Below are 13,732 nucleotides of genomic sequence, written 5' to 3' on the forward strand. Positions count from 1 at the left end.
ATCATCCCCCTCGCGACATGCAATAACCTCGCAGGTAACGCCGATTTCACGCTGCGGAAATATCAGCCCGTTGCGTCGCGCAGCTCCTCGGCCGTCTGGAACGGCGGCGTGATCGGGTTCACCGGCACGTTCCAGATTTCCTCGGCATATTCGCGGATAGTGCGGTCGGATGAGAACCAGGCCATGCGCGCGACGTTGAGGATGGAGGCGCGGGTCCAGGCCGGCGCCACCTGCCAGCGTGCGTCGACCGCGCGCTGCGCCTCGTAATAGGAATCGAAGTCGGCGCTGACCATGTAATGGTCGAGATAACGCAGCGCATGCGCGATGGATTCGAAACGGCCGGGGTCGCCGGGCGAGAATTCGCCGACGCCGATCGCGTTGATGGCGCGTTGCAGTTTGGGCGATTTTCGGATCACGTCGGAGGCGTCGAGCCCCTGCTTGCGCCGGATCATCACGTCGCCAGCCTCCATGCCGAAGATGGCGATATTGTCGACGCCGACCTGGTCGCGGATCTCGATGTTGGCGCCGTCGAGCGTGCCGATCGTGATGGCGCCGTTGAGCGCCAGCTTCATGTTGCCGGTGCCGGAGGCTTCCATGCCGGCGGTCGAGATCTGCTCGGACAGATCGGCCGCGGGGATGATGATCTCGGCGAGGCTGACATTGTAGTCGGGCAGGAAGGCGACCTTCAGCTTGCCGCCGATGGTGGGGTCGTTGTTGACGATTTCGGCGACGTCGTTGATCAGCTTGATGATCAGCTTGGCGTAGCGATAGCTCGCTGCCGCCTTGCCGGCAAAGATCTTCACCCGCGGCACCCAATTGCCGTTGGGGTCGTCCTTGATCGACTGGTACAGCGCGACCGTCTCGATGATGTTGAGGAGCTGGCGCTTGTATTCGTGGATGCGCTTGATCTGCACGTCGAACAAGGCGGTCGGATCGACCTTGATGCCGAGCCGTTCGCCGATCAGGCGTGCCAGCGCGGTCTTGTTGTGAAGCTTGACGCTGCGGAATTTCTTCTGGAATTCGGCGTCGCTGGCGCGGGCCTCGATCAGCGAGAGTTGTGTCGGATCGTCGAGCACGGCTTCGCCGCAGGTCTCGCGCAACAGGTCGGTCAGCTTCGGATTCGCCAGCATCAGCCAGCGGCGGAAGGTGATGCCGTTGGTCTTGTTGGTGATGCGGCCGGGATAGAGATGGTTGAGATCGTGGAACACGGTTTCGCGCATCAGATCCGAATGCATCGCCGAGACGCCGTTGATGCGGTGCGAACCGACGAAGGCGAGCTGGCCCATGCGGACCCTGCGCCCGCTCTTCTCGTCGATCAACGAGACCGAGGCGCGGAAATCGATGTCTCCGGGCGCGCGCGCCTCGGCGAGCGCGAGATGCTGCACGTTGATGCGGTAGATGATCTCGAGATGGCGTGGCAGCAGCCGCTCGAACAATTCGACCGGCCAGGTCTCCAGCGCTTCGGGCAGCAGCGTGTGGTTGGTGTAGGACAGCGTCGCGACGGTAATCTTCCAGGCCTCGTCCCAGCGGAAATTGTGGAGGTCGACGAGGATGCGCATCAGCTCGGTGACGGCGAGGCTCGGATGGGTGTCGTTGAGCTGCACCGCGACCTTGGACGACAGGCTGCGCAGCTGGCCGTCGGATGAGAGATGCCGCTTGATGAGATCCTGGAGCGAGGCCGAAACGAAGAAATATTCCTGACGCAGCCGCAGTTCGCGGCCCGCCGGGCTCTCGTCGTTCGGGTAGAGGAATTTGCAGATCGCTTCGGCGCGCGATTGCTCGGCGCTGGCGCTGACATAGTCGCCCTTGTTGAAGGCGTCTAGCTTGAGCGGATCGGGCGAGCGCGCCGACCACAGCCGCAGCGCGTTGACGTGCTGGCCGCGCCAGCCGACGATCGGCGTGTCATACGCGATCGCCTGCACGGTCTCGCCAGGATGCCAGATCGCGCGGTCGCGGCCCTTGTCGTCGACATGCTCGACGCCGCCGCCGAAATTGACGTCGTAGATCACTTCCGGCCGCTGCAATTCCCAGGGGTTGCCGAAACCGAGCCATTCGTCCGGATATTCCTGCTGCCAGCCCTGATTGATGATCTGCCGAAACAGGCCGAAATCGTAGCGGATGCCGTAGCCGATCGCGGGGATCGACAGCGTCGCCATGCTCTCCATGAAGCACGCTGCGAGGCGCCCGAGGCCGCCATTGCCGAGCGCGGCATCGGGCTCGCATTTGCGCAACTCAGGCAGCGATACGCCGAGATCGCCGAGCGCGACCTCGAAGATCTTCAAGAGCCCCATATTGTTAAGCGCGTCAGTGAAGAGGCGGCCGATCAGGAATTCGAGCGAGAGATAATAGACGCGCTTGCGGCCGGCATCGTAGCTGCGCTTCTCGGCGGAGAGCCAGCGATGCACGATGCGGTCGCGCAGCGCGAGCGCCGCGGCCTGGTACCAGTCGTGCTTGGTCGCCATGCCCGCGTCCTTGCCGATGGCAAGGCGCAGCTTCGCCAGGATCGCACCCTTGATCTCCGACAGCGCGAGTTCGTCGATGGGCTGACCGGGGGCGGGGAAATTTGGCTGGAACGATTGATCTTGCAAGGCCGTCACTTCCTGGTCGACAGAAACACCACTGCACCCTACGCGTCTTGCCTCTTTGCCGGAACCATCGCTGGCGCGGCAGTGCACTGCGCTGGCGTAAAATTATGCAAGGAACGGGCCGGTTTGGGAACCCGGACCAGCACGGAGGAACGCTGATTCAGTGATAGACTGAGCGGAGATTCAGCCCTCACTGTGGAGGAGACATCCCATGAGACCTCTGATGCGACTGCTGATCGAAATCGTCGCCGCAGCGCTTCTTGTCGTCTGCATCGCCAGTTCGAGCGCCGCCTTCGCCGCCGGCAAACGCAGCGCCGACGGCCTCAGCTGCGGCTTCTCCCTCCCGCAGAACCCAACACCCGCTGCGCGCTGCGCCGCCATCAAGCGCCAATGCGGCGGCAAATTCTACGCGAATGCATGCGGGGATAAGTTGCTGTCGGCCGCGAATTGACGCCGCACGCGTCGAATTTGGCATTCGCATCAGACCTGATCGTCATCGATCAAGTTTATTCTTTCGTTGCTCAAAGCCGACATGATCGCTTCGATATCTTCGGGCTCAACTGTCGCTGCGGGCAGCAGTTGGTTGAGCTGTTCGAAGGTCACGAAGCCGGTGCGTCGGCCAAGCTCGATCGCCGCTTGAATCATTTTCTGTCGCTGCATCCGTCCTCCAACATTTTGGCCCCTACTTATGGGAGACAAAGTGCTGGACAGAGAAAGGCTCTGGAACAAATTAAGAACACTTTAGCAAGTCTTTGATATATCATTGTGATTCGGCGCATCGCCGACACAATATCTAGGGTCTGACGTCAGTCGCGAGGACTACATGTCCACCATTGCCTTCGATCAATTTGCCCTCACCCGGATCGCCGATTTCGCGCGGTCGCTGTCGCGGCTGCATCAGGCGGCGCGGCGCCATGCCGTCGACGACGACCAGTTCGACCGCGAGTTCAACGCGGTGTGCCAGTCGATCTGGGGCTACACCATCGACGACATCAGCGACGATCTGTTCGCGGCCGAGGATCACCACTTCCTCGACACGCTGGACGAAGCGCATGCGCGCATCTTCGCCGCCGAGCAGGGTTATGACCTCGTCGGCGAGACGGGCATGCTCACCGATTGGTGGGGCTTTTGCTGGATGATCCTGGCCGAGAAGCGCGGCCTGCTGACGGCCGAAAACCGTGCTGCCGCGCGCGCGGCGATCGAGGAGAAATATCTGGCGGCGCCGAATGTGATCGGGGTGATCATCGGGAGATAAGTCTCGTATCCCGGGCGCAGCGCGTCCGGGATACGAGACCGAGCTAATCCAAACCCGCCCGCTTCGCCGATTTCGCCGGCGTCTTCGGCACGGCCGATACATCCGGCAACGTCTCGCGCACGATCTCCGCCGCCGGCGTGTCTGCAGCCACGGTCTCGGCGCGCACCGGGGCCACCCGCATCTCGCCGAGGCGGGCGCGGACCTGCGCGGTGAGGCCGGGATAGGAGGCGACAGGAGTGAACTCCGCGCTCTGCTCCTGGCCGAGACGGATGCCGGTATAGGCGACAAGACCGTCGGTCGTGGCGATGACGTCGCCAGCTTTCAGCGAATTGTCCAGCGACAGGTCAACCGGCGAGAGCCCGGCCGGCTCGCGGCCGTTGCAGGTGCAGTCGGCGCGCAGCGCCTTGCGATAGGCGAATGCGTTCTCACTGTCGGCGTAGCGCTCGCCGGTCTGGCTATAGGCGCCGTCGATCGAGGAGCCGAAATACACTTTCGTCGCGCTGGCAGGACAGAAGGCCTGACACATCTGCGCCGGCGAGGCGAGGCCGCGCATCAACGGAAAATATTTGCCGTCGCAGCTGCGCACACAGAAAGCCGGGCCGGAGGCATTGGCTGAACGCATCGACGGCACATTCTGCGGCTGAGCCGCCGACTGACTGGCGAAGGGGTCGACGAAAGGGCTCGCCTGTTGCGGCACGTCGCGCTGAGGCCGCTGCTGCATTCCGCCGAAGAAGAAGTCGAACAGGCCTTCGGCCGCAACCGGGGCCGGGGTCGCAAGCAGCGGTGCTGCCAGGGTGGCGGCCACAAGCATCGCGCGACGCCGCCGGCGCGCATGGGACACAATCGTACGCAACGCTCACTCCACCCGACGCTACCGAACCGGCCGGGACCGTGAGGTCTCAGCACATGATTCACCATAGAGCCGGATGGTAAATGAGCGGTTGAGGGGGCTGCTTGCGCCCGTTACGCCTTCAAAAATTCCGAGGCCTTGTACAGCGAGCGGAACGGCAGGCCGGCCGCGCCAAAAGTGTCGGTGGCGCCTTCCTCGCGATCGACCATGGTCAGCACCAGCACCACTTCGGCGCCGGTCTCGCGCACGGATTCCACGGCCTTCATCGCCGAGCCGCCCGTGGTGGTGACGTCCTCGACGATCACGACGCGCTTGCCGGCCAGCGTCTCGCCCTTCGGCAGACCCTCGATCGCGAGCTTGGCGCCATGCTCCTTCGGTTTCTTGCGCACGAAGAAGGCCGCGATCGGATGACCCTTGATCCAGGAGATCTGCGCCAGCGCACCGGCCAGCGGCACCGCGCCCATCTCGAGGCCGCCGATGAAATCGAGCTGGTCGTCCTTCAACGTCTCGTAGGTGAGCTCGGCGAGCAGCGTCGCGCCCTCGGGGTCCAGCATGGTGGGCTTGAGGTTGAAATAGAAATCGCTCTTGCGGCCCGACGCGAGCGTCACCTCGCCCCGGCCGAAGGAGCGGCGGCGGATGATTTCGAACAGGCGGGCGCGGGAGGCTGATTTCGACACGGCGGTCCCTCGGGAGCGTTCTTGGAGGTGGCGGAATTTATCCGCGACGGCCACGACATTCCAGAGGGGGCGTCCCCCGTCAACAGGGATCGGCCATCCCGGTCCGCCGGTTGTGGGGGTGCAACCTTCTGGAGTAGGTGGATGCTCGAGATCCCGGGGAAGGAAACAGGCAAATGACCATCGAGCTGCACACCTGGAACACACCGAACGGCCGCAAAATCTCGGTCGCGCTGGAGGAAATGGGCCTGCCCTACAAGGTGGTTCCGGTGAACATCACCAAGGGCGAGCAGATGGCGCCGGGGTTTCTCAAGCTGTCCCCGAACAACAAGATCCCCGCCATCCTCGACCCCGAGGGGCCGGACGGCAAGCCCGTCAGCATTTTCGAGTCCGGCGCGATCCTGCTCTATCTCGGCGAAAAGACCGGAAAATTCCTGCCGAAGTCGCTTGGCGATCGCATTCCCGTCTACGAATGGCTGATGTGGCAGATGGGCGGCTTCGGCCCGATGCCCGGCCAGGTCCACCATTTCATCGCGCTGGAGAACGAGCAGGACCGCGCCTATGGCCTCAAGCGCTATATGGCCGAGACGCGCCGGCTCTACGGCGTGCTCGACCGCCGCCTGGACGGCCGCGATTTCGTCGCTGGCGATCTGTCGGTCGCCGATTTCGCCATTTTGGGCTGGGCCTGGCGCCATCCGCGCCACAAGGTGGGGCTTTCCGATTTCCCCAACGTCAAGCGCTGGTACGACGCCCTGATGGCGCGCCCAGCCACCAAGCGCGGCATGGACGCGAAGCTGGATTAGTCTGGCGACGAGCTCTCACGTCTCGTGCCCCGGACGCGACGCAGCGCATAGCGCTGCAGCGCGTCCGGGACACGGATGGAGTGTGTCCACTAGACCTTCTTCGCTTCCACCGCCATTCGCACCGCGAGCCCCGCCAGCACGGTGCCCATCAGCCAGCGCTGCACCAGCATCCAGCTAGGCCGGGTGGCCAGGAACAACGCGATCGATCCGGCTCCGAGCGCGATCATCGCATTGACGCTGACACTGATCGCGATCTGGATTGCGCCGAGCACGACCGACTGCGTCAGGACGCTGCCGGCGGTGGGATCAATAAACTGCGGCAGCAGCGCGAGGTACAGCATCGCGATCTTCGGATTGAGCAGGTTGGTGACGAGCCCCATCGCAAACAATTTGGGCGGGCTGTCGATCGCGAGCTGCTTCACCTGGAACGGCGAACGTCCGCCCGGCTTCACCGCCTGCCAGGCGAGCCAGAGCATGTAGCCGGCACCGGCAAAACGCAGCGCATCGTAAGCGAAGGGAATAGCGAGCAGCAGCGCCGTGATGCCGAACGCAGCGCACAGCATGTAGAACACGAAACCGAGCGCGACACCGCCGAGCGAGACGATGCCGGCCGCCGGTCCCTGCGTGATCGAGCGCGAGATCAGATAGATCATGTTGGGCCCCGGCGTGAGCACGAGACCAAGGCAGACGAGGGCGAAGCCGAGCAAGGCGGAGGTGTGGGGCATGGATGAACCGTTGCGGGAGGTGCAGTGGTTCTTAATGCGCGCGGCGCTTTCGGGCCATGGCGCAATTGCTCGGAGGACAATTCAGTCCGATTCTACACCGCAGCCCGTACGGTGCGAATAAATGCCGCGAAGCGCTCCATCGCCAAACGTAACGGCTCAGCCAGTGCAGGGTCTGCGACGATGCTACGTTCGTCCCAGGCGCCGCCCAGCAGCGGCAGCGTCACGCAGGCCTCGGTGGCGAGCCGTGCCGACATTGTCTCCAGCGTCAGCGTCAAGGCGGCCAGCGCGTGTGTCGCGCGCGGAGACGTGTTGATCAGCGCGACGGGCTTATCAGGAAATTCGTGGCTGCCGACGAGCCAGTCGAGCGCGTTCTTCAAGACGCCCGCGACGCCGCGGGCATATTCGGGGCTCGAGATCAGGAGCCCGTCGACGCCGCCGACCAACTTGCGCATCGCGCCGACAGGCGCAGGCACGTCATCGCCATCGAGATCCGGATTGAAGAAAGGCAGGCCGGCAATTCCCTCGAACAGGATCACCTCGACGCCAGCAGGGGCGAGCCGTGCGGCCGCGCGCAACACGGCTGTATTGCTCGAACCCGCACGCAGGCTGCCGGAGATGGCGGCGATCTTCATGGGAAGGCCGTCAATGTGCCTCGTCCCAATTCTTCGCGGCGCGCGCATCGACATGCAGCGGTACCGACAGCAGCACCGCCGGGAACGGCGCATCCTGCATCACGTGCTGCACCACCGGGAGCGTCGCCTCGACCTCCGCGTCCGGCACCTCGAAGATCAGTTCGTCATGCACCTGCAGCAGCATCTGCGCCGAAAGCTTCTTCTCGGCGAGCGCGTCCTCGACGCGCGTCATGGCGCGGCGGATGATGTCGGCGGCGGTGCCCTGCAGACGCGCGTTGATCGCGGCGCGTTCGTTGAAGGCACGCACCGAGGCGTTCGACGCCTTGATATCGGGGTAGTGGCACTTGCGGCCGAACAGCGTGGTCACGTAGCCGTGTTGACGGCAGAAATCGCGCGTCTCGTCCATGTAAGCGCGGATGCCCGGGAAGCGCTCGAAGTACTTCTTGATGTAGGCCGACGCTTCCTCGCGCGCGATGCCGAGCTGGTTGGCGAGGCCGAACGCCGAGATGCCATAGATGATGCCGAAATTGATCGCCTTGGCGCGACGGCGGATCTCGCTCGGCATGCCCTTGATCGGCACGCCGAACATTTCCGACGCCGTCATCGCGTGAATGTCGAGGCCGTCGCGGAACGCCTGCTTCAGCACGGGAATGTCGGCAATCTCCGCCAGCAGCCGCAGCTCGATCTGCGAATAGTCGGCGGAGACCAGCTTGTGCCCGGGCGTCGCGATGAAGGCACGGCGGATTTTCCGGCCGTCCTCGGTGCGCACCGGGATGTTCTGCAGGTTCGGCTCGTTCGACGACAGCCGGCCCGTCGTGGTTGCTGCCAGCGCGTAGGTCGTGTGCACGCGATGGGTCTGCGGATTGACGTATTCAGGCAGCGCGTCGGTGTAGGTCGATTTCAGTTTCGAGACCTGGCGCCACTCCAAAATTTTGCGCGGAAAGTCATGACCCTGCTCGGCGAGCTCGTCGAGCACCTGTGCGGTGGTGGACCATGCGCCGGTCTTGGTCTTGGTGCCGCCCGGCAAGCCCATCTTGCCGAACAGGGTGTCGCCGATCTGCTTGGGGCTGCCGACATTGACGGGCTCGCCGGCGATCTCCTGGATTTCGGCCTCGACACGCGCCGCGGTCTGGGCGAAGTCGCCCGAGAGGCGCGACAGCACTTGCCGGTCGATCGAGATGCCGCGCCGCTCCATGCGGGCGAGGACTGACACCAGCGGCCGCTCCAGCGTCTCGTAGACGGTGGTCATGTGCTCGGCGACGAGACGGGGCTTCAGCACGCGCCAGACCCGCAAGGCGATGTCCGCGCTCTCTGCCGACAATGGCGCGGCCTTGTCGATCGGAACCTGGTCGAAGGTGATCTTGCCCTTGCCGCTGCCGAGCAGCTCGCTCTCCTTCAGCATGGCGTGACCGAACCAGTGCTCTGAGAGCGAGTCCAGCTCGTTCGAGCCGCGGCCGGCATCGAGCACGTAGGAGATCAGCTTCGCATCGTCGGCGTTGCGCAAGGTGATGCCGTGCTGTGCCAGCATCACGGCAGCGAATTTAACGTCGAATCCGATCTTGAGAATGCCCGCTGACTCCAGCACCGGGCGCAGCGCGTCGATAGCGTCGGTGTGTTTGACTTGATCCGGCGCGAGGCCCGCGTCGAACAGGCCGCCGTCGCCGCCGGACTGCTTGTGGGCCAGCGGCATATAGCAGGCCTCGTTCGGCGCCAGCGCCAGCGCGATGCCGCAGAGATCGGCCTGCATCGGATCGATGCTGTTTGCTTTGATCTCGATCGCGACGTGGCCGTTATCATGGATGCGCGCGATGAAAGCGTTGAGCTCTTTGAGGGTCTTGATCGTCTGGTACCTGGCCCGGTCAACAGAAAGGTTGCGCAGCGCTTGCTCGCGCGCGACCGCGAGCGAGATCGGCGCGCCCTTGAGGCTTGCCGACTTGTCGCTCTTGTCTGCACCCTTTGTGGCTGTCGCAGGAGCGGCGAAGAGGTCGCCGGAGCTTTCGCTCGGTTTTGCCTTTGCACCGTCGCCGCCTCTCGCGCCGCTGCTGTTCGCCGCATCGGCATCGACATTGGCGGGATCGATTTGCGAATAGTCGGCGACGCGTCGCGTCAGCGTGGTGAATTCCATCGCCTTCAGGAAGGCGATCAGTTTTCGCGCGTCAGGCTCGTGAACGGCCAAGTCGTCGAGCGGTACGTCCAGATCGACCTTGTCATCGAGCAGCACGAGCTGGCGCGAGATCCGCGCCTTCTCGGCATTCTCGAGCAAAGCCTCGCGGCGCTTCGGCTGTTTGATCTCGGTGGCGCGGAACAGGAGTTGTTCGAGGTCGCCATATTCGACGATCAGCTGCGCCGCGGTCTTGATGCCGATGCCGGGGACACCAGGCACGTTGTCGGTGGAATCGCCGGCCAGCGCCTGAACCTCGACCACCTTCTCCGGCGGCACGCCGAACTTCTCGATCACTTCGGGTATGCCGATGCGGCGATCCTTCATGGTGTCGTACATGGTGATCTTGTCGTTCACGAGCTGCATCAGGTCCTTGTCGGAGGACACGATGGTCGTGGTGGCGCCGCGCTCGCTGGCCTGCCGCGCATAGGTCGCGATGAGATCGTCGGCCTCGAAGCCGCCCTGCTCCAGGCAGGGCAGATCGAAGGCGCGAACGGCCTCGCGGATCAGCGCGAATTGCGGGATCAGATCATCAGGCGCCGGCGGCCGGTGCGCCTTGTACTCGGGGTAGATCTTGTTGCGGAAAGTGACTTCCGACTTGTCGAATACGATGGCGAGATGCGTCGGCCGGTTGTCGGCAGGCATGTCGCGCAGCAGCTTCCACAGCATGTTGCAGAAGCCGAGCACCGCGTTGACCTGCAAGCCGTCGGATTTGCGGTTCAGCGGCGGCAGCGCGTGATAGGCGCGGAAGATGTAGCCGGAACCATCGACCAGGAAGATGTGGTCGCCTTTGCCGGCAGCCTTGGCTGCGACCGGTTTGGCAGCAGCTGTCGCCGCGGGTTTGGTGTCGGCTTTGGCGGAGGTCTTCGGGGAGGTTTTTGGCATGGCCGCAATGTATGAATTTTTGCGGCAAAAGACAGCCTCTGCGGATCGCTATTTTACCGACTCGCACAGCAAATCACGGCATCAGGCCAGGCAGTCCTCGATGAAACCTGCTACCGCGCGCACCGTGGGCGTGCGGCGCAGGTCGCGATGGACGACCAGCCAGACCTCGCGCCCGACGGGGCGGCCGCCGATATCAAAGCGCTCCAGCAGTGGATCGGTCTCGCCAAGGAATTTCGGCAGGGCGGCGAGCCCAAGTCCGGTCCGCGCGGCCGCTGCCTGGTTCTCCAGATCGTTGGTGCGAAGCACGATCTCGCGCGACGCGGCAAAGCGCATCAGCCATCGCTGCTGAGGAACCTCATCCATGCTGGAATCGTAAGCGACGAACGCGAAAGCATGCGGTGGTGTCGTCTTGAAATAGTCGGGAGAGCCGTAGAGCGCGAACTCGAAATAGCCGACCTTCCGCGCGATCAGTCCCGGCTCCGTCGGGCGCGACAGGCGAAGCGCCAGATCCGCCTCGCGACGGTTGAGCGAGGCCGTGCGCTTCTCGCCGATCAGCTTGATCCTGATGCCGGGATGCTGTTGCAGCAACCGGATCAGCTTCGGTGCGATCAGGAGGTTGGCGAGCGAAGGCGGAGCGCTGATCGTGATTTCGCCGCCGATCTCTGATTTTGAGGCCTGCACGGCGCGCGCCACGGCGAAGGCCGTCTCCGCCATCGGAGCCCCGATCTTGGCGATGCGCTTGCCGTCCTCGGTGAGCTCGTAGCTGCGCGGCCTGCGGTCGACGAGCTTGAGCGACATCGAGGCTTCCAGGGCCGCGACGCGGCGGGCCACGGTGACGTGGTCGACGCCAAGGCTCCGTGCCGCAGCGGACAGGGTCCCCTCGCGTGCGAGCGCCAGAAAATGCTGCAGGTCGGTCCAGTCCATCTGTGCGAATTCTCACAACAAGATCTCAATCTTGAGCAGTTTCGCAGATTTTCGCGCCATTCCATAGTGTGTCCATCATCGACAGGAGGATCCGATATGGCCGTGATCGTGAGATTGAAGGCGCCCGGTGGCGTCAACCAGCTCGAAGTGATGAGCGCCGATCTGCCGCCGCCCGGCCGCGGCGAAATCCGGCTGAGGCAGACCGCGATCGGCGTGAACTCCATCGATATTTATCAGCGCATGGGTCTCTACGCGCTCCCGCCTGAGCGCATTCCCGGCGTCGAGGCGGTGGGCGTCGTTGCGGCGCTGGGCGCGGAGGTCACTGGCCTCGAGGTCGGGGACCGCATCGCCTATGCGGGCGCGCCGGTTGGCGCCTACGCATCCGAACGCAATTTGCCGGCCTGGCGCTGCGTGAAGCTTCCCGCGCGCCTTCCGGACGAGGCGGTCGCCGCAGCATTCGTCAAGGGCATTACCGCCGACATGCTGCTCAATCGGGTTTTCCCGGTCGGCCCAGCGACGACAATTCTCGTCCATAGCGCTGCAGGAGGGCTCGGGCAGCTTCTGACGCGCTGGGCCAGCGCGGCTGGGGCAACTGTCATCGGGACTGTTGGTTCGTCGGCCAAAACCGAAATCGCCCGCTCGGCCGGAGCGTCTCATGTGATCGTTGGCCGGGATACTGATTTCGCTGCTGCGATCAGCGATCTCACGGCCGGACGGGGCGTCGATGTCGCTTATGACGGGGTCGGCGGGGCGACGTTGCAAAAGACGCTTGGCTGCGTGCGGCCATTCGGCGTCGTGGCCAGCATTGGCCAGTCGGCCGGGCCGATCCCATCGGTCGATGTTCATGATCTCGGGCCGCGGCGCAGCCTGATGTTGGCGCGGCCGAGTGTCATGGCCCACATGAACGATGCCGACGCGTATCGCCGTTCTGCCGAGCGCGTGCTTGCCGCGATAGGCGACGGTGTGCTGCAAGTCAGCGGGAAAGCCTACAGTCTGCGGGACGTGGCGCTGGCGCAGGCGGATCTCGAGGCCGGGCGTACGACGGGAGCCTTGTATCTGCGCCCCTGAGCGGCCTATTCCGCCGCCTGCAACGCCGGCCCGGTCTTTTTCGGCGCAATCCAGAATGCGCCGGGCCGCTCGAACAGGAAGTCGGCGTGCAACCGCAGCGCAGCCTGCCAGATCGCGAGCGATCCGAGCACGCCGACGATGGTCACGATCAGTGACACCGCGCCGATGTCGGCAATGAGTCCTGTGTGCAGGAGCAGCGTTCGCGTCGCCGCCATCGGCAGGAAGAAGGCGAGATAGATCACGATCGAATGTTCGCCGCAGAAGCGCAGGAAGTTGCACCAATGTGCGCGCGCGAGCAGCGTGCCGATGGTAATGATGGCACAGGCGCCGGCGAAGCCGAGCAACAGCGAGACGATCTTCCATTCGCTGGCGCCTGATGCGACGAGGCCGGCATTCGCTAGCGCCCAGGCCGCAAGCGCTGCGAGCGCATACGCGGGATGGTTTCGCGCGCGATCCGACAGAGTGAACACGTAAGGCGCAAACAGATAGCCCGAATAGAAATAGACGAATCGCGCGCAGAATTCGTCGATCGCGGTCCAGCCGGTCGTGATGCGCGCCGTCTCCAGCGCAGCCGCGACAAGCCAGATGGCCAGCGGCGGGAATTTGCGTGTCAATTTCGTGACAACGAAGAAGATCGGCAGCAGATAGATGAACCAGAGCGTGCCGAATGGCTCAACGAAGGATTCCAAATAGAGCAGGCCCACGTCGCGCCAGCTGGTCTCGGCTGCAAAAGCCGGTGCTTTGAAGCCGAACTGGATTGTCACCCAGACGACATAAAAATAAGCGAAATGCACCACCTTGCGGTCGAGATAGGTTCGCCAGTCCCGATCGATCACCAGCGGCAGGAACAGGCCCGAAATCAGGAAGAAGTCCGGCATCCGGAACGGCTTTGCAAAGGCCACCAGGACATGCATGAAACCGGTCTCGCCGGCGGCGAGCTCGACCCCCAGGACCGAATGCATCATCACGACCATGACGATACAGATGCCCTTGGCATAATCGACCCAGTCGACACGCGCGGCAGCGGAGGCTTTGCGAAGCCCCCCGGTCGCAGCTGATGTGCCTGATGGTGCCATATGTCTCTTTTCGAGGCGGGTTCCGCCCGGTTCTGTCCAAGCGTAGGGCAGTGTGGCGCCCAGTGGTTTCCGACTTCTTTACCGGTACAAATCG

At 63.9% G+C, this 13,732-nt stretch carries 13 protein-coding genes; 4 read left to right on the plus strand and 9 right to left on the minus strand.

Annotated features, from left to right (window positions below):
* Positions 1-62 precede the first annotated feature (62 nt).
* The gene (locus M2427_RS39040) at positions 63-2,588 is read right to left on the minus strand and encodes a glycogen/starch/alpha-glucan phosphorylase (protein ID WP_280712079.1); all 2,526 of its coding nucleotides are present in this window, start codon (positions 2,586-2,588) and stop codon (positions 63-65) included.
* Between the two features lie 220 nt (positions 2,589-2,808).
* Between M2427_RS39040 and M2427_RS39045 the strand changes: the two genes are divergently transcribed.
* Positions 2,809-3,036 (plus strand): hypothetical protein, encoded by a 228-nt coding sequence (locus tag M2427_RS39045; protein WP_280712080.1) that lies wholly within the window; start codon positions 2,809-2,811, stop codon positions 3,034-3,036.
* Positions 3,037-3,065: 29 nt separating this feature from the next.
* Here the strand turns inward: M2427_RS39045 and M2427_RS39050 are convergent, their stop codons facing one another.
* Entirely contained in the window at positions 3,066-3,245 is a 180-nt protein-coding gene (locus tag M2427_RS39050) for an RNA polymerase sigma factor region1.1 domain-containing protein (protein WP_280712081.1), read from the minus strand.
* A 163-nt stretch (positions 3,246-3,408) separates the two neighbouring features.
* Here M2427_RS39050 and M2427_RS39055 point away from each other — a divergent pair, with 163 nt between their 5' ends.
* Complete coding sequence (locus tag M2427_RS39055; protein ID WP_280712082.1) at positions 3,409-3,840, plus strand: hypothetical protein; 432 nt, start codon at positions 3,409-3,411, stop codon at positions 3,838-3,840.
* A 43-nt stretch (positions 3,841-3,883) separates the two neighbouring features.
* On the opposite strand, the gene M2427_RS39060 is transcribed toward M2427_RS39055, so the two are convergent.
* Positions 3,884-4,651 carry a DUF2865 domain-containing protein gene (locus M2427_RS39060; RefSeq protein WP_280712083.1) on the minus strand — a complete coding sequence of 256 codons (768 nt, stop codon included), beginning with the start codon at positions 4,649-4,651 and terminating at the stop codon, positions 3,884-3,886.
* 152 nt (positions 4,652-4,803) lie between these two features.
* Complete coding sequence (gene pyrE, locus M2427_RS39065; protein ID WP_212236435.1) at positions 4,804-5,367, minus strand: orotate phosphoribosyltransferase; 564 nt, start codon at positions 5,365-5,367, stop codon at positions 4,804-4,806.
* A 173-nt stretch (positions 5,368-5,540) separates the two neighbouring features.
* Between pyrE and M2427_RS39070 the strand changes: the two genes are divergently transcribed.
* The gene (locus M2427_RS39070; protein ID WP_280712084.1) at positions 5,541-6,167 is read left to right on the plus strand and encodes a glutathione S-transferase family protein; all 627 of its coding nucleotides are present in this window, start codon (positions 5,541-5,543) and stop codon (positions 6,165-6,167) included.
* Positions 6,168-6,256: 89 nt separating this feature from the next.
* Here the strand turns inward: M2427_RS39070 and M2427_RS39075 are convergent, their stop codons facing one another.
* The 4 genes from M2427_RS39075 to M2427_RS39090 all read right to left on the minus strand — a co-directional run bounded on the left by M2427_RS39075 (position 6,257) and on the right by M2427_RS39090 (position 11,494).
* Complete coding sequence (locus M2427_RS39075; protein ID WP_280712085.1) at positions 6,257-6,892, minus strand: LysE family translocator; 636 nt, start codon at positions 6,890-6,892, stop codon at positions 6,257-6,259.
* Positions 6,893-6,984: 92 nt separating this feature from the next.
* A complete protein-coding gene (locus M2427_RS39080) occupies positions 6,985-7,524 on the minus strand; it encodes an NADPH-dependent FMN reductase (RefSeq protein WP_280712086.1) in 540 nt (179 codons plus the stop codon).
* 10 nt (positions 7,525-7,534) lie between these two features.
* Positions 7,535-10,570, minus strand: a complete 3,036-nt coding sequence (gene polA, locus M2427_RS39085; protein ID WP_280712087.1) for a DNA polymerase I — start codon at positions 10,568-10,570, stop codon at positions 7,535-7,537.
* An 81-nt stretch (positions 10,571-10,651) separates the two neighbouring features.
* Positions 10,652-11,494 (minus strand): LysR family transcriptional regulator, encoded by an 843-nt coding sequence (locus M2427_RS39090; protein ID WP_280712088.1) that lies wholly within the window; start codon positions 11,492-11,494, stop codon positions 10,652-10,654.
* 96 nt (positions 11,495-11,590) lie between these two features.
* Here M2427_RS39090 and M2427_RS39095 point away from each other — a divergent pair, with 96 nt between their 5' ends.
* On the plus strand, positions 11,591-12,562 hold the full coding sequence (locus M2427_RS39095) for a quinone oxidoreductase (protein WP_280712089.1): 972 nt from the start codon (positions 11,591-11,593) through the stop codon (positions 12,560-12,562).
* Between the two features lie 5 nt (positions 12,563-12,567).
* Here M2427_RS39095 and M2427_RS39100 read toward each other — a convergent pair whose 3' ends face one another.
* Positions 12,568-13,638 carry an acyltransferase family protein gene (locus tag M2427_RS39100; protein ID WP_280712090.1) on the minus strand — a complete coding sequence of 357 codons (1,071 nt, stop codon included), beginning with the start codon at positions 13,636-13,638 and terminating at the stop codon, positions 12,568-12,570.
* Between the last annotated feature and the right edge of the window lie 94 nt (positions 13,639-13,732).

The organism is Bradyrhizobium sp. BR13661 (genome assembly GCF_029892425.1).
Taxonomy (GTDB): domain Bacteria; phylum Pseudomonadota; class Alphaproteobacteria; order Rhizobiales; family Xanthobacteraceae; genus Bradyrhizobium.